The 16843-nt window shown below is 68.5% G+C and carries 22 protein-coding genes; 8 read left to right on the forward strand and 14 right to left on the reverse strand.

From position 1 onward, the window contains the following. Window positions 1-74 precede the first annotated feature (74 nt). The 8 genes from ABZX92_RS15705 to ABZX92_RS15740 all read right to left on the reverse strand — a co-directional run bounded on the left by ABZX92_RS15705 (window position 75) and on the right by ABZX92_RS15740 (window position 7452). Window positions 75-938, reverse strand: coding sequence for an aldehyde dehydrogenase family protein (locus ABZX92_RS15705; RefSeq protein ID WP_355558990.1), 864 nt, complete (start codon window positions 936-938; stop codon window positions 75-77). After that, window positions 931-2358: an aldehyde dehydrogenase family protein gene (locus tag ABZX92_RS15710; protein ID WP_355558992.1), complete on the reverse strand. Its 1428-nt coding sequence runs from the start codon at window positions 2356-2358 to the stop codon at window positions 931-933. The genes ABZX92_RS15705 and ABZX92_RS15710 overlap by 8 nt, the downstream gene beginning before the upstream one ends. Window positions 2359-2362: 4 nt before the next feature. After that, entirely contained in the window at window positions 2363-3319 is a 957-nt protein-coding gene (gene deoC / locus ABZX92_RS15715; protein ID WP_355558994.1) for a deoxyribose-phosphate aldolase, read from the reverse strand. A 111-nt stretch (window positions 3320-3430) separates the two neighbouring features. Continuing rightward, window positions 3431-5560, reverse strand: coding sequence for a bifunctional polysaccharide deacetylase/glycosyltransferase family 2 protein (locus tag ABZX92_RS15720; protein ID WP_355558997.1), 2130 nt, complete (start codon window positions 5558-5560; stop codon window positions 3431-3433). Beyond that, window positions 5557-5895 (reverse strand): hypothetical protein, encoded by a 339-nt coding sequence (locus ABZX92_RS15725; RefSeq protein WP_355559000.1) that lies wholly within the window; start codon window positions 5893-5895, stop codon window positions 5557-5559. The genes ABZX92_RS15720 and ABZX92_RS15725 overlap by 4 nt, the downstream gene beginning before the upstream one ends. 153 nt (window positions 5896-6048) lie before the next feature. Then, window positions 6049-6693 (reverse strand): DUF1707 domain-containing protein, encoded by a 645-nt coding sequence (locus ABZX92_RS15730; RefSeq protein ID WP_355559003.1) that lies wholly within the window; start codon window positions 6691-6693, stop codon window positions 6049-6051. Window positions 6694-6712: 19 nt separating this feature from the next. Further along, window positions 6713-6910: a hypothetical protein gene (locus ABZX92_RS15735; RefSeq protein WP_045315419.1), complete on the reverse strand. Its 198-nt coding sequence runs from the start codon at window positions 6908-6910 to the stop codon at window positions 6713-6715. A 92-nt stretch (window positions 6911-7002) separates the two neighbouring features. After that, window positions 7003-7452, reverse strand: a complete 450-nt coding sequence (locus ABZX92_RS15740; protein WP_355559006.1) for a MarR family transcriptional regulator — start codon at window positions 7450-7452, stop codon at window positions 7003-7005. A 59-nt stretch (window positions 7453-7511) separates the two neighbouring features. Here ABZX92_RS15740 and ABZX92_RS15745 point away from each other — a divergent pair, with 59 nt between their 5' ends. Beyond that, window positions 7512-7880: a VOC family protein gene (locus ABZX92_RS15745; RefSeq protein ID WP_355559008.1), complete on the forward strand. Its 369-nt coding sequence runs from the start codon at window positions 7512-7514 to the stop codon at window positions 7878-7880. A 6-nt stretch (window positions 7881-7886) separates the two neighbouring features. Here the strand turns inward: ABZX92_RS15745 and ABZX92_RS15750 are convergent, their stop codons facing one another. From ABZX92_RS15750 to ABZX92_RS15765, 4 genes are all read right to left on the reverse strand, one after another. Beyond that, window positions 7887-8657: a hypothetical protein gene (locus ABZX92_RS15750; protein WP_355559010.1), complete on the reverse strand. Its 771-nt coding sequence runs from the start codon at window positions 8655-8657 to the stop codon at window positions 7887-7889. After that, window positions 8654-9148 (reverse strand): SigE family RNA polymerase sigma factor, encoded by a 495-nt coding sequence (locus ABZX92_RS15755; protein ID WP_355559013.1) that lies wholly within the window; start codon window positions 9146-9148, stop codon window positions 8654-8656. Before ABZX92_RS15755 ends, ABZX92_RS15750 begins: the two co-directional genes overlap by 4 nt. A 62-nt stretch (window positions 9149-9210) precedes the next feature. Further along, a complete protein-coding gene (locus tag ABZX92_RS15760; protein ID WP_355559016.1) occupies window positions 9211-10203 on the reverse strand; it encodes a Gfo/Idh/MocA family oxidoreductase in 993 nt (330 codons plus the stop codon). Window positions 10204-10237: 34 nt separating this feature from the next. Next, window positions 10238-10849, reverse strand: a complete 612-nt coding sequence (locus ABZX92_RS15765) for a maleylpyruvate isomerase family mycothiol-dependent enzyme (protein ID WP_355559018.1) — start codon at window positions 10847-10849, stop codon at window positions 10238-10240. A 33-nt stretch (window positions 10850-10882) separates the two neighbouring features. Between ABZX92_RS15765 and upp the strand changes: the two genes are divergently transcribed. Further along, window positions 10883-11506: a uracil phosphoribosyltransferase gene (upp, locus tag ABZX92_RS15770; protein WP_355559021.1), complete on the forward strand. Its 624-nt coding sequence runs from the start codon at window positions 10883-10885 to the stop codon at window positions 11504-11506. A gap of 107 nt (window positions 11507-11613) precedes the next feature. After that, on the forward strand, window positions 11614-12903 hold the full coding sequence (locus tag ABZX92_RS15775; RefSeq protein WP_355559024.1) for a glycoside hydrolase family 18 protein: 1290 nt from the start codon (window positions 11614-11616) through the stop codon (window positions 12901-12903). 73 nt (window positions 12904-12976) lie between these two features. Here ABZX92_RS15775 and ABZX92_RS15780 read toward each other — a convergent pair whose 3' ends face one another. After that, window positions 12977-13561: a TetR/AcrR family transcriptional regulator gene (locus ABZX92_RS15780; RefSeq protein WP_355559027.1), complete on the reverse strand. Its 585-nt coding sequence runs from the start codon at window positions 13559-13561 to the stop codon at window positions 12977-12979. Between the two features lie 55 nt (window positions 13562-13616). On the opposite strand from ABZX92_RS15780, the gene ABZX92_RS15785 reads away from it, so the two are divergent. From ABZX92_RS15785 to ABZX92_RS15800, 4 genes are read left to right on the forward strand one after another with little or no spacing between them, the layout of a single operon-like run. Continuing rightward, the gene (locus ABZX92_RS15785) at window positions 13617-13823 is read left to right on the forward strand and encodes a type II toxin-antitoxin system VapB family antitoxin (protein WP_045315411.1); all 207 of its coding nucleotides are present in this window, start codon (window positions 13617-13619) and stop codon (window positions 13821-13823) included. A gap of 32 nt (window positions 13824-13855) precedes the next feature. After that, window positions 13856-14242, forward strand: a complete 387-nt coding sequence (locus tag ABZX92_RS15790) for a Fic family protein (RefSeq protein WP_045315410.1) — start codon at window positions 13856-13858, stop codon at window positions 14240-14242. Between the two features lie 34 nt (window positions 14243-14276). Continuing rightward, on the forward strand, window positions 14277-14654 hold the full coding sequence (locus ABZX92_RS15795; RefSeq protein WP_089914792.1) for a MerR family transcriptional regulator: 378 nt from the start codon (window positions 14277-14279) through the stop codon (window positions 14652-14654). Between the two features lie 47 nt (window positions 14655-14701). Continuing rightward, complete coding sequence (locus tag ABZX92_RS15800) at window positions 14702-15619, forward strand: aldo/keto reductase (protein WP_355559167.1); 918 nt, start codon at window positions 14702-14704, stop codon at window positions 15617-15619. Between the two features lie 124 nt (window positions 15620-15743). Here the strand turns inward: ABZX92_RS15800 and ABZX92_RS15805 are convergent, their stop codons facing one another. Continuing rightward, window positions 15744-16196 carry a flavodoxin family protein gene (locus ABZX92_RS15805; RefSeq protein ID WP_355559032.1) on the reverse strand — a complete coding sequence of 151 codons (453 nt, stop codon included), beginning with the start codon at window positions 16194-16196 and terminating at the stop codon, window positions 15744-15746. Window positions 16197-16215: 19 nt separating this feature from the next. Here ABZX92_RS15805 and ABZX92_RS15810 point away from each other — a divergent pair, with 19 nt between their 5' ends. Next, complete coding sequence (locus tag ABZX92_RS15810; RefSeq protein WP_355559035.1) at window positions 16216-16842, forward strand: class I SAM-dependent methyltransferase; 627 nt, start codon at window positions 16216-16218, stop codon at window positions 16840-16842. The last annotated feature ends 1 nt before the right edge of the window (window position 16843 follow it).

The raw sequence follows: 16843 nt of genomic DNA on the forward strand, positions 1-16843 counted from the left end.
GACCGACGCGTCCTCGGGCACGGTCCGCCCGCTGGAGCGCAGCTACGTGAGCGGCGGTACTTGCAGACGCCAGATCAGACACCCATGGGGTGCCAGACCGTTTTGGTCTCCAGGTAGGCGCGGATCCGCGACAGGTCAGGGGTGACGGTGAAGTCCTCGTTGACCTTGTTGCGCAGCACGCGCTTCACCGTGCCGGCCGCCGAGCGTTCGAGATCGGCCCGCAGCGACTCGGGCGCGCCGGTGAGGTCGAGCGCGTTCACGTCGGCGTGCGACGCGAGCCACGGCGCGATCTCCGCGGTCCGGCCGGTGATGATGTTGACCACGCCACCGGGCACGTCGCTCGTCGCGAGCACCTCGGACAGCGTGATCGCGGGCAGCGGGCGGTCCTGCGAAGTGATGACCACGCAGGTGTTGCCGCTCGCGATCACCGGCGCGATCACGGAAACGAGGCCCAGCAACGACGACTGCTGCGGCGCGAGCACCGCGACCACACCCGTCGGTTCCGGCGTGGAGAACGAGAAGTACGGCCCGGCAACGGGGTTCGAGGACCCCAGCACGGCCGCGATCTTGTCCGTCCAGCCCGCGTACCAGACCCAGCGGTCGATCGCACTGTCCACGAGGGACTGAGCTTTCTTCAGCTGGACACCTTCGGACTGGGCCACTTCGGTGATGAACTGCTCGCGGCGGCCCTCCAGCACCTCGGCCACCCGGTACAGGACCTGGCCGCGGTTGTACGCGGTGGCACCGGACCAGCTGCCGAAAGCCTTGCGGGCGGCGGTGACCGCGTCCCGGGCGTCCTTGCGGGAGCCCTGGGCGGCGTTCGCGAGGAAGCCGCCCTTCGAGTCGGTCACCGGGTAGCTGCGACCCGACTCGGAACGCGGGAACGCGCCGCCGATGTAGAGCTTGTAGGTCTTCGCGACCGTGATGCGATCAGACATCGAGGTAGGCCTCCAGACCGGTGCGGCCGCCCTCACGGCCGAAGCCCGACTCCTGGTACCCGCCGAACGGCGCGGCCGGGTCGAAGCGGTTGAACGTGTTGGACCACACCACGCCGGCGCGCATCCGTTGCGCCATCCAGAGAATCCGCGAGCCCTTCTCCGTCCAGACACCCGCGGACAGGCCGTACGGCGTGTTGTTCGCCTTTGCCACGGCCTCCTCGGGCGTGCGGAACGTCAGCACGGACAGCACCGGCCCGAAGATCTCCTCGCGGGCGATCCGCATCGCCTGCGACACGTTGGAGAACACCGTCGGGGCGAAGAAGAAACCCTTGTCCGGCAACGGGCACGACGACGTCCACCGCTGGGCGCCCTCGGCCTCGCCCGACTCGGTCAGCTCCTTGATCTTGACGAGCTGCTCGCGCGAGTTGATCGCGCCGACGTCGGTGTTCTTGTCCAGCGGGTCGCCGACGCGCAGGGTGTTGATGCGGGTCTGCAGCTTGGCGAGCAGTTCGTCCGCGATGGACTCCTGCACCAGCAACCGGCTGCCGGCGCAGCAGACGTGGCCCTGGTTGAAGAAGATGCCGTTGACGATGCCCTCGACGGCCTGGTCGAGCGGCGCGTCGTCGAACACGACGTTCGCGGCCTTGCCACCCAGTTCCAGCGTCAGCTTCTTGTTCGTGCCGGCGAGCTTGCCCTGGATGATCTTGCCGACCTCGGTCGACCCGGTGAACGCCACCTTGTTCACGTCACCGTGCTCGGTGATCGCGGCACCGACGTCACCGGCGCCGGGGATGATGTTCACGACGCCCGGCGGCAGGTCGCACTGCTGGATGATCTCGGCCAGCACCAGTGCGGTCAGCGGCGTGGTCTCGGCCGGCTTCAAGACGACCGTGTTGCCGCACGCGAGCGCCGGTGCGATCTTCCACGCGGCCATCAGCAGCGGGAAGTTCCACGGGATCACCTGTCCCGCGACACCAAGAGGCTTCGGGTCCGGCCCGTAGCCCGCGTAGCCGAGCTTGTCCGCCCAGCCCGCGTGGTAGAAGAAGTGCGCCGCCGCCGTGGGCACGTCGACGTCGCGCGACTCCTTGATCGGCTTGCCGTTGTCGAGCGACTCCAGCACCGCGAGCTCACGCGCGCGTTCCTGGATCTGCCGCGCGATCCGGTAGATGTACTTGGCCCGCTCGCTGCCGGGCATCTTCGACCAGACGCGGTCGTAGGCGCGTCGTGCCGCCTTGACCGCTGTGTCCACATCGGACTGCGACGCGGTCGAGACCTCCGCCAGCACCTCTTCGGTGGCCGGGTTGATGGTCTTGAGCGGTTCGCCGGCGCCCTCGACGAACTTGCCGTCGACGAACATCCGGTAGTTCGGCTTGAGGTTCGCGATGTCCCGCGACTCGGGCGCGGGGGCGTATTCCCACATGTCTTCAGTCCACCGTCACGTAGTCCGGGCCGCTGTAGTGGCCGTCCAACTGGGTCCGCCGCTGCATGAGCAGGTCGTTGAGCAACGTCGAGGCGCCGAACCGGAACAGGTGCGGGTCGAGCCACTCGGGCCCGGCCACCTCGTGCACCGCCACCAGGTACTTGATCGCGTCCTTGGTGGTCCGGATACCGCCAGCGGGCTTCACCCCGCGCAGCTCTCCGGTCTGGTCCTTCCAGTCCCGCACGGCCTGCAGCATCACGTGCGTGACCGGCAACGTCGCGGCGGGCTGCACCTTGCCGGTCGACGTCTTGATGAAGTCACCACCCGCGAGCAGGGCGAGCCAGGACGCGCGGCGGACGTTGTCGTACGTCACGAGCTCGCCGGTCTCGAGGATCACCTTGAGGTGCGCGTCCCCGCAGGCTGCCTTGATCTTGACGATCTCCTCGAACACCTGCCCGTACCGGCCGCTGAGGAACGCACCCCGGTCGATCACCATGTCGACCTCGGTCGCGCCCTGCTCGACGGCGAACCGCGTGTCGGCCAGCTTGATGTCCATCGTGCTGCGCCCGCTCGGGAACGCCGTCGCGACGCTGGCGATGTTGATCCCGGTGCCCTGCAGCTCGTCGGCCGCGGTCTTCACCATGTCCGGGTAGACGCACACCGCCGCGACCTTCGGCACGTCGGGCCGCTCGGGGTCGGGCCGCTTCGCCTTGGCGGCGAGGCTGCGCACCTTGCCGTGCGTGTCCGCGCCTTCCAGCGTGGTCAGGTCGACCATGCTGATCGCCAGGTCGATGGCGTGCAGCTTGGCGGCCTTCTTGATGCTCCGCGTGCCGAGGCCCGCGGCTCGTTGCTCGACGCCGACCTGGTCGACGCCGGGGAGCCCGTGCAGGAAACGCCGCAGCGACGATTCGTCGCGCACGGCGTCAGCCAGGGCCGACGGCAGTGTCGTTGGAGCAGCCATACCGCGAGTCTAAGCGGAATGGGACGCCCGTCCTAAGTGAGGAAGTTCGCGCTGGTCAGACACTCTTCGACGCGGTCGGAACTTCCCGCCGTCGGCCCTGGGTGAACCCGATCACCGCACCAGCTCACGGCGGTTGAGCGGCACGGTTCGCTCGTCGAGTTCCGGGGCGTCCTGCGCCGCGCTGCCGGTGCGCTTCAGCTTCTGCCACGGCAGCACCGCGCCGGCCAGAGCGGTGATCACGGACTGGATGACCACCAGGTACATGAGCTGCCGGTACACGATCGGCTGCAACGCGACCGCCCACAGGGGCCGCAGCCGTTCACCGTCGAGCCGGAACGCGATCACCGCGGGGATCAGCTGCAGCACCAGGAACCCGAGCCAGGCGAGCGCACCCGCGACAGGATCCGTCCACAGGCTCAGCACCGCGAACACGTCGATCGCGGGTGCCAGCATCGGCAGCGCCACCTGGTAGAGGAAGAGGTACGGCAGCGCGCGGCGGCCGAGCTTGCCGCCCATGCCGCGCTCGAAGACCGCGCCGCGGTGCTTCCACATCGCCTGCAACGTGCCGTAACACCAGCGGTAGCGCTGCCGCCACAGCTGGCCGAGGCTCGCCGGCGCCTCGGTCCACGCCCGCGCGTTCTCGGTGTAGACCACCGCCCACCCGGCCCGTTCCAGCGCCATCGTCAGGTCGGTGTCCTCGGCGAGCGTGTCCTCGGGAACGCCGCCGACGTCGCGCAGCGCGCTGACCCGGAAGCCGCCGACCGCGCCGGGCACCGTCGGCATGCACTGCATGACGTCGTACATCCGCCGGTCGAGGTTGAAGCCGATCACGTACTCGATGTGCTGCCAGCGTCCGAGCAGCCCGGACCTGTTGCCCACCTTGGCGTTGCCCGACACCGCGCCGATCGCGGGATCGGCGAACGGCTGCACCAGGTTCGCGACGGTCTCCGGCTCCAGCACGGTGTCGCCGTCGACCATCACGACGAGCTCGGTGCGGGTGTGCCGCAGTCCCGTGTTCAACGCCGCCGCCTTGCCCGCGTTCCGCTGCCGCACCAGCGAGACGTTGGGCAGGTGCAAGCTCTTCACCACCTCCGACGTGCGGTCGGTGGATCCGTCGTCGATCACGATCACGTGCACGGGGAACGTGCTGGCGAGGATCGTGCGGACGGTGGCCTCGATACCCGCTTCCTCGTTGTAGGCGGGGACGAGGACCGTCACCATCTGGGGTTTCAGCCTCGGCGCGTGCTTGCCGGGCTTGCGGCGCGCGTGGATCGCGGTCGTCACCAGCAACACCGCGGCACGCGCGAGTGCGAGCACGCTGGAGATGACGACGAGCCAGGTCAGCAACTCCGTGACGAACCGCGAGAACCGCACGGCGAGCGACACGGCCGTGCCCTCCGCCTGTTCCACCTCGGTTGCCCGCCGGACGGCCTGCGGCACCCCGAACGCCTGCTCGGTCGTCTTGAAGGCGAACCCGCGCTCCTTCAGGCTCGGGATCAGCTTCTCCAGCGCCGCAACGGTTTGCGACCGGTCGCCACCGCCGTCGTGCATCAGCACCACAGCGCCCTGGGCGTCCTTCGGCGTGGCGTTCGCGACGACGGCGTCGGTGCCGGGCCTGCGCCAGTCCTCGCTGTCGAGGTCGGACAGCACCACGAGATTGCCGGCGGCGGTGATCCGCTCGATGCCGACCAGGTCCTCGTCGTCGACCGCGTCCGGCCGGTTCGAGTACGGCGGCCTGACCAGCTGGCTCGACTTGCCGGTGCCGCTCGCCACCACGAGGCCGGTCTGCCCGAGCTCGATCCGCGCACGGGTCTCACCGACCTTGCCCAGATCGACGTGGGTGAAGGTGTGCAGCCCGACCTCGTGGCCCTCGGCGTCGATGCGCGCCAGCACGTCCTGGTGCTGCGCCGCGTTCGCGCCGGTGACGAAGAACGTGGCCTTGACGCCGTTGCGCCGCAACACGTCGAGGATCTTCGGTGTCCACTCGGGATCGGGCCCGTCGTCGAACGTCAGCACCACTGTGCGGTCCGGTGTCGCGCGCGAGCTGAGCCCGGACCCGGTGGCACCGATCAGCGGCCCGCCCTGGTGCACGTGGTCCGGCACGGTGCCGGCCGGTCCGGCCGTCGGCTGGGCGCCCTGGCCGACGCGTCCGACTACGAACGTGTCCAGCAGCAACGCGCCGAGCAACACCACCATGCCCAGCGCCAGCAGCAGCCAGTGAGCGCGCGGCTGGGGTCTCACGGCTTGCCCTGACCGGGGTTGCTGGGCCGGTTCGACGCACCCGGCGGATCGGTGCGCTTGTTGCCGTTCGCAGCCGTGGTGGTGGCCGTGGTGGTTTCCGTCACGGCCGGCGCCGTCGTCGTGGTCGTCGGCGCGGTCGTGGTTTCGTTGTGTGGCAACGATGTTGCTTCAGGTGACGAAGCCGGTACGTCCGTCGTGGTCGTCACCGCGGGCTCGGCGGCCTTCGGAATGGGCAGCAGCGTCGTCGGATTCACCGGGCCACCGGCCAGCGCCACGACGAGAAGCACCAGGTAGGCGACCACACCGACGGCGACGGTGCCGATGGCGATGCGCATCACCTTGCGGCGGCGGCCGCTCGGATCAACGAAAACGGGTCTGTCAGAGGGAGTCGTCATGACCTTCGCGGGTGGACGGCATGCGGTCGCAGGAGGGTAACCGCCTGCCCCGTCCAGCGGAAGGCCTTCTTCAGGTGAGCCTGTCGGCCGTCGTCAGTCGAGCAGCTCGCGCAGGATCTGGCCCTTCTTCCGCTTGGGCCCCTTCACCTCGACCCCGCCCATGAGCGCGAGCCCGGTGATCCGCACGGTCGGCGCGCCGGGGATGTGCCGCCGCCCAGGAGCCCGGTCCTCGAACGCCCCCATGAAGCCGAACCCGTCGACCTTCACGTTGATGTCGTCCGGCACCCGGATCTCGACACCGCCCCAGAACGCGAACACGCTGATCGTGACCTCGGCCTCGGCGAAGCGCGCATGGGTCAGGTCGAGCTCGATGCCGCCCATCACCGCGACGGCGTTGTGCAGGCGCGGGACCACCCACTGGCCCTTGCGGTTGACGCCGGACCAGAACGCGATCGACACCGCGCTGCCGGGCTCGCCGCCAACGCGGTCGCTCACGGCCGGCTGGTACTGCGGCACGACCGGCGGCTGCGGCATTCCGCTCAGCACCAGGTCGGCGGTGATCGGGACGAGCTCGCCGTAGGTCTTCGCGGCGTAGACGGCCACGAGCCGCTCGTCCAGTTCGTGGATGTCGAGGCGGCCCTCGGCGGTCGCCTTGTGCAGCACCTGCGCGATCCGTTCCCGGTCCGCGTCGGAGGCGCGCAGATGACTCTGGTCAGCGGGTACCAGCTCGTCGCTCACCCGATCGAGTCTAGAACTCTCACTTGCGGTTCGGTGCGTACTTCACGGTGATCGCAAATGCCAGCACCAGCAGTGCTCCGAGCGCCGCAGCGAGTGCCGGGCTGTGGTCCCAGAGCAGCGGCAGCAGCCCGATCACCACCGCCAGTGACGCCGACACACCCAAGATGACCAGCGGGGATTCACACAACTGCTGGACGGGCTTCTGTTCGATCGTCACCGTTCACACCTCCGCGTCTCAACTGGATACGAGACACTTCGGAGTCGCTTTGTCGATTCTTTACTCCCGGATCGGGTTGCGCAGACCCCTGATCAGGTGGTCTCGGTCAGGTTCCGGGCACAGACCGCCAGCGTGGCGAGCAACTCCTTCTGCCGGGCGGGACTCAGACCCGCGCACATCCGCACCTCGACGGCGCGGACCGCGGTGCTGGCTGCCTGGAGCTGCGCCCGGCCGGCTGGAGTCAGTTCGGCGGGGAGCTGACGTCCGTGTGCCGCCTCCGCGGGCCGGACCACCAGGCCGCGTGCTTCCAGGCCCTGCAGCACGACGTTCATCGACTGGCGGGTCACGAACGCGCCGCGGGCGAGGTCCGCGTTCGACAGGCCGGGTCGCTGGCCCAGCAGTTCCAGGCACGCGTACTGCGGCACCGTGAGGTTCAGCGGTCGAAGGGTTGTGTCCATCGCGCCGCGCAACGCCGAAGCCGCCTCCTTCAGGACGTATCCGACCGCGGTGTCCAGCGGGCCGACGGTCTCACCCTTGTGCATGTAAGGATTTTGACATACGGTCGGCGATGTCAGGACTTTGACATCCAGGAGGAGTGGCAATGACCGTCACCGGACCCGACTTCATCGCTCTGCAGGTGCGCGACCTCGACCGCGCCGCGACCTTCTACGAGGACCGTCTCGGGCTGCGCCGAGCCCCGGTGAGCCCGCCCGGCGCAGTCGTGTTCGCGACCGCGCCGGTGCCGTTCGCGGTGCGGGAACCGTTGCCAGGACTGGATCTCGACGCGGTCGACCGGCTCGGCGCGGGAGTGGCGCTGTGGTTGCACGCCGAGGACGCTCAGGCCCTGCACGACTCCCTGGACGCCGCCGGCGTGCCCATCGTGGCGCCTCCGTCCGACAGCCCGTTCGGCCGGACGTTCACCTTCGCCGACCCGGACGGTTACGCGGTCACCGTGCACGACCAGCGCTGACCCCGATCAGCGCAGCGGGTTCGTCACCGGGGGATCGGCTCGCCGCAACGACTTGCCCAGCGCGTCGAGTTCCGCAGGCGAGGCAGGGCCTTGGGCGAGCCCGACGCCGCCCCGCAGTGCGAGGCGAACCCCGTTGGCGAACACCAGCTCGACGTCGTCACCGGTGACCCGAGCACCGTCGAGCTCCCACGAGGTCTCCACGGTGTAGGGCACCTCGATCTGCACGTGTTCGTCGAACTTGAGCGACTCCGCCAGCAGCCGGGCCCGGTCCCGATCGTCCGGATATCCCTGCACCTCGACGAACGCCCACGCGTCGGGCGCCCACTCGACCGCGACGTCCGTGCCCGTCCACAACGCGCGCTTCCCGTTGATGTCCGGCATCGGCTCGCCCGATGGCGCTCCGATCGTGTGCGGCGCGCTCACCAGGACGTGCGCGGACTGGTCGCCCTTGCGGTCGGGCGCCAGTTCGATCGACTGCCGACCGCGTCCGGTGAGGTAGACGTCCGGGTGGAACCCCGCCACCGAACCCACGCTGATCGTGCGCACCAACGGCTCGAACGTCGAGTTGGCCACCGGAGGAGGTCCCGCGTGCGGGTGGATGAGCAGGGGAAACGCGCTCGCGATGATCAGCACGAGCACGCCGGCCGCAGCCACGCGCAACGCTTTGGTGCGCTTGCCGGTGCGGATCGCCCGCGGCACGCTGACCCTGTCGGAAGCCGGAACGTCCATGGTGCGCAACGGTCCCAGCAGTCGTGCACCGTCCTCTTCGGACATCATTTGGTCACTCCCAACTGTGTGCGCAGGGACGCGAGACCGGCCGAGGTCTGGCTCTTCACGGTGCCTTCGGAACACCGCAGAGCCCGCGCGACCTCGGCCACCGGCAGGTCGAACAGGAAGCGCAGGACGAGCACCGCGCGTTGCCCGGGAGGCATCCGCGTCAGCGCGACGCGGATCTCCTCGCGGGTCTCGAAGTCGGTGGTCTCAGAAGCAGGGTTCGTGACGGCTTTCAGCTCGTCGACCCGGTCGAACAGGCGCACCCGGCTCCACGGCCGCCTGCGTTCGTTGAGGAACGTGCGCACGAGGATCGCCCGCACATAAGCGTCGAGGTTGTCGGCGGCGCGAGCCTTGCGCCAGTTCGTGTACAGCCGCGTGATCGCGACCTGCACGACGTCGTCCGCGCTGTGCACGTCACCGCACAAGAGATATGCGGTGCGCCGCAACCAGGGCAACGCCGCCGTGACGTACTCGGTGTACTCGTTGTCGGCCAACCCTCCCCCCTTCTTCCGCACTCAAGACACGGCGAAGAGGGGAGCGGGTTGGGTGACCCGGGTCACGGAGTCGGCTGACGCAACGGCAGCCCGGCCGCCCGGTAGATCGAGTCGATCACGGTCATGTTCCGCACCGCGTCGTCCGCCGTCGTCGGGAACGGCTTGCCGTGCAGCACCGCGTCGGTGAACGCGTCGAGCTGGTAGGCGTAGGTCGCGCGCTTCCCGAACGTCTCGGCGGACGTGCGCCCCTTGAGCTTCAGCGACAGGCGGTGCAGCACCTGCGGCCCGAGCGGGTTGAACACGCTCAGCGTGCCGTTCTCGCCGATCGCCTTCATCGACAGCTTGAACACCGTCGACGACCACAGCGACGCGTGCACGGAACCCGTGTGGCCAGACGGGAAACGCAACTCGGCGCGCATCGCCCGGTCGATCGAGGGGCCGCGCAGCAACGCCGTCGCCGACCGCACCTCGGGTTCCTCGCCGCCCAGCAGGCGCGCCATGTGCACGGCGTAGCAGCCCGCGTCCATCATCGCGCCGCCCGCGAGCGAGTAGTCGTAGCGGATGTTGGAGAACACCGGCAGCGGGAAGCACACGTTGGCCTCGACGTGCCGCAACGGCCCGAGCACGCCGGAGCGCATGATCTCGTCGACGCGCATCGCCAGCGGGTGGTAGCGGTAGTGGAACGCCTCCATCACCACGAGCCCGGAAGCGCTTGCGGCCTTCGCGACCTCGGCGGCCTCCGCGGCGTTGGCGGTGAACGGCTTCTCGCACAGCACGTGCTTGCCGGCCTCCAGCGCGGCGAGCGTCCACCTGCCGTGCAGGCCGTTGGGCAGCGGGTTGTAGACGGCGTCGACCGCTGGATCCGCCAGCAGGTCCTCGTACGAGCCGTGCACGCGCGGGATGCCGTGCTTGTCGGCGAAGGCCTGGGCTTTTTCGGCCGATCGCGCGGCCACCGCCACGACTTCGGCGACGGTGGAGGAGTGGGCCGGGCGGATGACAGCGGCCGGCGCGATCATGGCCGCGCCGAGGACTCCGATGCGCACGTGGTCTGTCACGCGGCCGACCCTACACCCACTTAGTTAACGGTGTTCACTCGGTCAGGTCGGTGGCACGCGAAGGAAAGAACGGGATCCGCTCGATCGGCGCCGGGTCGGACCAGTTCCACGACTCCATCTGGCGGCGTGAGCGCCTGCCGAAGAACGCGCGCCACAGCTCGTAGCCGTCGACCTCCAGCGTGATCGGGCCGTCCCCCAAGGCGCCGAACTCGGTCTTCACCGTCACGTCGGTCAGCCGGCGCGGCGCCATCCACACCAGCGTCGGCTGCCACACGGCGTCCGGCAGGCGTTCGCGGCCCAGTGCGGCGCGCAGGTCGGCCTCGTGCGTGATCGCGTCCATCGCGAGCTGGAACGGGAGGCGCTCCATCGCGTCGATGCGGGTGCCGAACTCGTTCCACTGCTCCAGCAAGTCCTCCGCCGGGACGCCGGCGCGCTCGGCGACGTGCCGCGCGGTCCACTCGTCGGACGGCGCGCCCTCCATGCGGCCGTTGACCAGATCGGACGCCTCGCCGGACAGGTGCGCGATCAGCTGGTGCACGGTCCACTCAGGACACGCGGGCACCACGCGGCCGAGCTCCTCGGCACTCAGGCCCATCGTCAGGCCGACGATGCGCTGACGTGCCTCGCGGTAGATCTCTTCGAACACCCCTAGCTCCTCACAGCGGTTACGGTGTCGGGCATGGACGTCCTGGTCGTCGATCATCCACTCGCCAAGGCGAGACTCACAACCATGCGGGACGCGCGCACGGACAACGCCGCCTTCCGCGCCGCGCTGCAGGAACTCACCGTCATGCTGGTCTACGAAGCCATGCGTGAGGCACCGGTGACCGAGGAGCGCACGCACACGCCGGTCGCGCGCACCATCGGCCACAAGCTCGCGAACCCGCCGCTGCTCGTGCCGGTGCTGCGTGCCGGGCTGGGCATGGCGGACCAGGCGCACAAGCTGATCCCGGACGCGCAGATGGGGTTCGTGGGGCTGGCGCGCGACGAGGAGACGTTGCAGCCCACGCCGTACATGGAGTCGTTGCCGGAAGACCTCGCCGGACGTCCGGTGTTCGTGCTCGACCCGATGCTCGCGACCGGCGGCTCGATGGCGTACACGATCCGGCTGCTGACCCAGCGCGGCGCGACGGACGTGACGGCGGTGTGCGTGCTCGCGGCGCCCGAGGGCATCAACCACCTCGAAGACTCGAAACTGCCGGTTCGTCTCATCACGGCGTCCGTTGACGAGCGGTTGAACGACTCCGGCTTCATCGTGCCTGGTCTGGGCGATGCCGGTGACAGGCTGTATGGAGCGGTTTAGGACATACCTCCGATCGGACGTAGCAGTGGTCTAGACCTCCGGGCTAACGTGCTCTGGACCACATCACCGCTGCACGCCAGAAATTGGCACTGCGTTTGAGGAGAACCATGTCCAGACGGAGATGGGGTGTCGCCGCGCTCGCGGTCGGCGCCCTGTCCGCGTCGCTGGCCTATGCGCCGGCGAACGCTGATGTCGAGACCAGTGGGCACCACGGTTATTCGAAGACCCGTACGGTCGGGTACTTCATCCAGTGGGGCGTGTACGGCCGGAACTTCCGGGTCAAGAACCTCGTCGACAGCGGGGCCGCGGCGCGGCTCACGCACCTCAACTACGCGTTCGGATTCCTCGACGAATCCGGCAAGTGCGTCAGCGCCGACCCGTGGGCGGACTGGCAGATGCCCTACACCGCTGAGCAGTCCGTCAACGGCAAGGCCGACGAACCGGGCGCGCTCGCGGGCAACCTGAACCAGCTCAAGCAGCTCAAGGCCAAATACCCCAAGCTGAGGATCAACATCTCGCTGGGCGGCTGGACGGGCTCCCGCTACTTCTCCAACGCCGCGCTGACCCCCGAGTCGCGCGCCGCGCACGTCAAGTCGTGCACCGATATGTGGATCAAGGGCAACCTGCCGGGGTTGCCAGAGGGTGCCGCTAAGGGCATCTTCGACGGCGTCGACATCGACTGGGAGTGGCCTGCCAGCAACGGCAACATGGAGCCGCCCAACGTCGTGCGTCCCGAGGACAAGCAGAACTTCACCAAGCTGCTCGCCGAGTACCGCAAGCAGATGGGCTGGAACCGCGACCTGACCGCGTTCCTCCCGGCCGACCCGGTGCAGGTGGATCGCGGCTTCGAGGCCTCGAAGGTGTTCTGCTACCTCACTTTCGGCACGCTGCAGGGCTACGACTACCACGGCGCGTGGGATGCCCCGGCGAACCAGCAGTCCGCGCTGCGGGTGCCCAAGGGCGACCCGTCGGAGTTCGAGTTCAGCTCCGAGGTGACGGTCAACGCGTGGCTGCGCCGTGGTGCTCCGCGCTCGAAGGCCGTGCTGGGCGTGCCGTTCTACGGACGCGGCTGGACCGGCGTGGCACCTGGCACCCGCAACGGCCTGTTCGGCACGGGTACGCCCGCGCCGGCCACGTACGAGGCGGGCTACGAGGACTTCCACGCTCTCAAGCCGAAGCTGGCCGACCCGAAGTACAAGGTCTACCGCGATGAGCGCGCCGGCTTCGCGTGGATCTACGACGGCACGACGTGGTGGACCTACGACGACGCGACCGAGATGAAGCGCAAGGCTCGCTTCATCAACGACCGCAACCTGGGCGGCGCGATGATCTGGTCGCTCGACGGGGACACCGCGGACGCTGAGCTGATCAAGGCCCTGGACGGGGCCTTGAGGTAAAGACGGACTGTCCGAACCGGACAGTTCTGCGGGTCCGGGGAGGTTTCGCGGCGGCCGCCTCCCCGGATTCCGCTCATGGTTTCAGCCAACCGCGGCCGTGCGCGCGCAACGCCAGTTCGTACGTGGCCTGCGCGTCGATGCCCGGAGGCAGGTTGCCGCCCAGCTCCAGGCTCACCAGGCCGTGCGCGATGCCCCACATCGACATCGCGATCTGCTCGGGTTCCTCCTGCACGAAGACCTGCTGCTCGATCGCCCGCCGCACGGTGTTGATCACCGGCGCGAACGTCCGGCCGGCCGCGCGGCTCATCGCCTTCGTCGGCTCGACGACCTTCGAGTAGAGCACCGAGTAGAACTGCGGGTCCGCGAGCGCGCTGCGCCGGTACGCCAGGCCGATCTGGACCAGGTCCTCCGCAGGATCCTCGGTGATCGGCACCTCCGCCAGGTGCGTGCCGAACCGGTTGAACGCCTCGTCGTAGAGCGCCTCCAACAGCGCCGGTTTGCCGCCGAAGAGGGAATAGACCGCTGTCGTCGAGGTGTTGACGTCTGTGGCGATCTTGCGCAGGCTCACCGCGTCGGGACCCTCGGTGCTGAGCAGTTCGCCCGCCCGCTCGAGCAGACGCCGTCGCAGAGCGTCATCGTGGGTCTTGGGCCTGGGCATCACGCAATCCTAACGGCCGCTGGTCAGCGTGGTATCACGTTGGTACCGTCCGTCCATGGCGATGACCTTGCGGTTGACCGACGAGGAGAACCACCGGCTCGCTGAACTGGCGCAGGCCGAGGGGCGCTCCAAGCAGGAGGTCGTGCGTCTCGCGATCGCGGACCGCTACCAGCGCATGCAGCAGGAAGAAAAGCTCGGCGAGGTTCTGGGGCGAGTCCTGCCGAAGTACCGAGGTCTTTTGGATAGGCTCGGATCTTCCTGAAACTGTCAGACCTCTGTGATCAACTGGGTGCCGTGATCTCCTACCTCGACGCCGGGGACCTTTTAGTGCTGGCCACAGCCGTGACCGGTGGCGACCTCGTCGTCAGGGACATCGGTCTGCTGGACACAGCGGCGTACCGTCCTCGCGCCACCGTGCTCGGCGTGGAGGCCTACGACACGCTGTGGCTGAAGTCCTCCGCTTTACTTGACTCGATCGTGCGAACCCGTCCCCTGGTGGAGGGAAACTGGCGGCTCGGCTGGGTCTCTGCCGTCACGATGTGCGACATCAACGGCTACTGGATCGACGCGGACGAGGACGACGCCCTGGATCTGGTGCGTGCCCTCGGTCGCGACAAGATCGATGTCCCCGAGATGGCCGGCCATCTCGAAGCGTGGGGACTTCCGAAGGATTCCGCTTGACCTAGAGCGCGCTCTAGCTCGTAGCGTCGTCGCCGTGAGTTACTCGATAGCCCAAGCCGCGCAGCGCAGTGGGTTGTCCATCGACACCTTGCGCTACTACGAACGAATCGGGCTCGTCGACCCGCCCGCGCGAGACTCGGGTGGGCGTCGCAGCTACTCCGAAGAAGATCTGGGTTGGCTGGCGTTCGTGACGCGTCTGCGCACGACCGGCATGCCGATCCGCATGATGCGCGAGTTCGCGCAGCTCAGGCACCGCGGCGACCTGACGGCAGGCCGCCGCAAGCAGATCCTCGTCGAGCACCGCAACGACGTCCGCGCCCGCATCGCGGAGCTGCAGACGTCTCTGGAAGTGCTCGACTACAAGATCGACCACTACGCGGTGGTCGAGCGGGACTTGGAGGCGACGGCGTGAGCCGTTTGTTGGGACAGCTGGAAGTCGGGCCGCAGGGACTCGGCTGCATGGGAATGTCGGAGTTCTACGGCGCCGGCGACGAGTCGGAGTCGATCTCGGTGATCCACCGGGCGCTGGAGCTCGGTGTCACGTTGCTCGACACGGCGGACATGTACGGGCCGTACGTGAACGAGGAGCTGGTGGGCCGCGCGATCGCGGGCCGTCGTTCCGACGTCGTGCTGGCCACGAAGTTCGGCATCGTGCGCGAAGAGGGCGGCCGCTCGATCCGGGGCGACCGCGAGTACGTGCGCTCGTCGGTCGAGGGGTCGCTGCGCAGGCTCGGGACCGACGTGATCGACCTGTACTACCTGCACCGGGTGCCGGCGGACACGCCGATCGAGGAGACCGTCGGCGCGATGGCCGAGCTGGTGACCGAGGGCAAGGTGCGGTTCCTCGGCCTGTCCGAGGCCGGTGCCTCGACGCTGCGCCGGGCTCACGCGGTGCACCCGATCACGGCGCTGCAGAGCGAGTGGTCGCTGTGGTCGCGGGACATCGAAGCCGAGATCGTGCCGACGGCTCGCGAGCTGGGCATCGGCCTGGTGCCGTACTCGCCGCTGGGCCGTGGTGTGCTGACCGGCCGCTTCACCTCCGCCGCCGACTTCGGTGCCGGTGACTTCCGCGGTGTCGCTCAGCCGCGGTTCTCGGGTTCGAACCTCGACACGAACCTGAAGATGGTGGAGGAGCTGCGCGCGCTGGCTGCCGACCGCGGTGTGACCGCTGGTCAGCTGGCGTTGGCCTGGGTCCAGCACCGCGGCGACGACGTCGTGCCGATTCCGGGTACCAAGCGGATCAAGTACCTGGAGGAGAACGTGGCGGCGGCTTCGTTGGAGCTGTCCGCCGACGACCTGGCAGCGATCGAGGCCGCTGTGCCCGCTTCGGCCGTCGCCGGTGACCGCTACCCGGACATGAGCTCCGTGGGTCGCTAGCACTGGTGCAGGCCGGTTCCACAGGGGCCGGCCTGCGCTTACCGCCGACTCTAGAACATGTGTTCGAAGATATCCCCAGGGTTGTCCACAGGTTGGGGACAGGTGGCTGTGGACAACCCTGTAGTCATGTGGACAACTGGGCGGCGACAGTGGCGCCGAGTTCCCAGCACGCCTCCAGGTCGGCTTTCGTCGGCTCACCCGTGACGACCACGTGCTGCGCCACCTTCTCCCAGCTCAACCCGGTCGTGGCCGCCTCCACGCTGCGCACCGCACCCGTCGTGTCGTTGTTGCCGTGCACGTACAGCCCGTACGGCCTGCCTTGTGTGGAGTCCAGGCACGGGTAGTAGACGGTGTCGAAGAAGTGCTTCAACGCGCCGCTCATGTAGCCGAGGTTGGCGGGCGTGCCCAGCAGGTAGCCGTCTGCCTCCAGGACATCCACAGCGGTTGTGGACAACGCGGCTCGGCGCACCACCTCGACGCCCTCGATCTCGGGCGTTGTCGCACCGGCGACGACCGCCTCGAACATGGCCTGCAGCGCGGGCGACGGCGTGTGGTGGACGATCAACAGCCTGGACACGCCGAGCAACATAACGCTCATGACCCGCGCCTCCTACGACATCGTTGCCGCGAGCTACGCCCAGCTCATCCCGGACGCGCACGACGGCCGCCCGCTCGACGCCGCGATCATGCGAGCGTTCGCCGACCTCACCGGAGGCCCGGTCGCGGACCTCGGCTGCGGCACCGGCCGCATCACCGGGCACCTGCACGAACTGGGCCTGGACGCGTTCGGCATCGACCTCTCCGACGGCATGCTCGACCAGGCGCGAACCCTCTACCCGCACCTCAAGTTCACCCAGGGCGACATCACCGAACTGGACCTGGCGGACGACAGCCTCGGCGGCGCGGTCGTCTGGTACTCCACGGTCCACATGCCCGCCCAAGAGATGCCCTGGCAGGAGTTCCACCGGGTTCTCAAACCGGGCGGGTACCTGTTGCACGCCTTCAAGATGGGCGACCAGAAAGGTCATCTCACCCACGCGTACGGCCACGACGTGGACCTCTACGTCTACTGGCACGACATCGACGAAACCGTGACCAACGCGACCGAAGCCGGATTCAACGAAGTGGCACGGCTCGTGCGTCAGAAGGGTGTGGACGAGCGAGGGCCGCAGGCGTTTTTGTTGGTGCAGAAACGGAACCCCGCTACCCGTGAGGCGTCCTAGA

It is taken from the genome of Lentzea sp. NPDC006480 (assembly GCF_040611995.1).
Lineage (GTDB): Bacteria > Actinomycetota > Actinomycetes > Mycobacteriales > Pseudonocardiaceae > Lentzea.

What these genes read in the sequence shown, in the direction of transcription:
- ABZX92_RS15785 (WP_045315411.1), top strand. Translation starts at nt 13,617, where the DNA reads ATGGCGATGACCTTGCGGTTGACCGACGAGGAGAACCACCGGCTCGCT.
- deoC (WP_355558994.1), bottom strand. Translation starts at nt 3,319, where the DNA reads ATGGCTGCTCCAACGACACTGCCGTCGGCCCTGGCTGACGCCGTGCGC.
- ABZX92_RS15710 (WP_355558992.1), bottom strand. Translation starts at nt 2,358, where the DNA reads ATGTGGGAATACGCCCCCGCGCCCGAGTCGCGGGACATCGCGAACCTC.
- ABZX92_RS15775 (WP_355559024.1), top strand. Translation starts at nt 11,614, where the DNA reads ATGTCCAGACGGAGATGGGGTGTCGCCGCGCTCGCGGTCGGCGCCCTG.
- ABZX92_RS15740 (WP_355559006.1), bottom strand. Translation starts at nt 7,452, where the DNA reads ATGCACAAGGGTGAGACCGTCGGCCCGCTGGACACCGCGGTCGGATAC.
- ABZX92_RS15780 (WP_355559027.1), bottom strand. Translation starts at nt 13,561, where the DNA reads ATGCCCAGGCCCAAGACCCACGATGACGCTCTGCGACGGCGTCTGCTC.
- upp (WP_355559021.1), top strand. Translation starts at nt 10,883, where the DNA reads ATGGACGTCCTGGTCGTCGATCATCCACTCGCCAAGGCGAGACTCACA.
- ABZX92_RS15705 (WP_355558990.1), bottom strand. Translation starts at nt 938, where the DNA reads ATGTCTGATCGCATCACGGTCGCGAAGACCTACAAGCTCTACATCGGC.
- ABZX92_RS15745 (WP_355559008.1), top strand. Translation starts at nt 7,512, where the DNA reads ATGACCGTCACCGGACCCGACTTCATCGCTCTGCAGGTGCGCGACCTC.
- ABZX92_RS15810 (WP_355559035.1), top strand. Translation starts at nt 16,216, where the DNA reads ATGACCCGCGCCTCCTACGACATCGTTGCCGCGAGCTACGCCCAGCTC.
- ABZX92_RS15800 (WP_355559167.1), top strand. Translation starts at nt 14,702, where the DNA reads ATGGGAATGTCGGAGTTCTACGGCGCCGGCGACGAGTCGGAGTCGATC.
- ABZX92_RS15725 (WP_355559000.1), bottom strand. Translation starts at nt 5,895, where the DNA reads ATGCGCATCGCCATCGGCACCGTCGCCGTCGGTGTGGTCGCCTACCTG.
- ABZX92_RS15750 (WP_355559010.1), bottom strand. Translation starts at nt 8,657, where the DNA reads ATGATGTCCGAAGAGGACGGTGCACGACTGCTGGGACCGTTGCGCACC.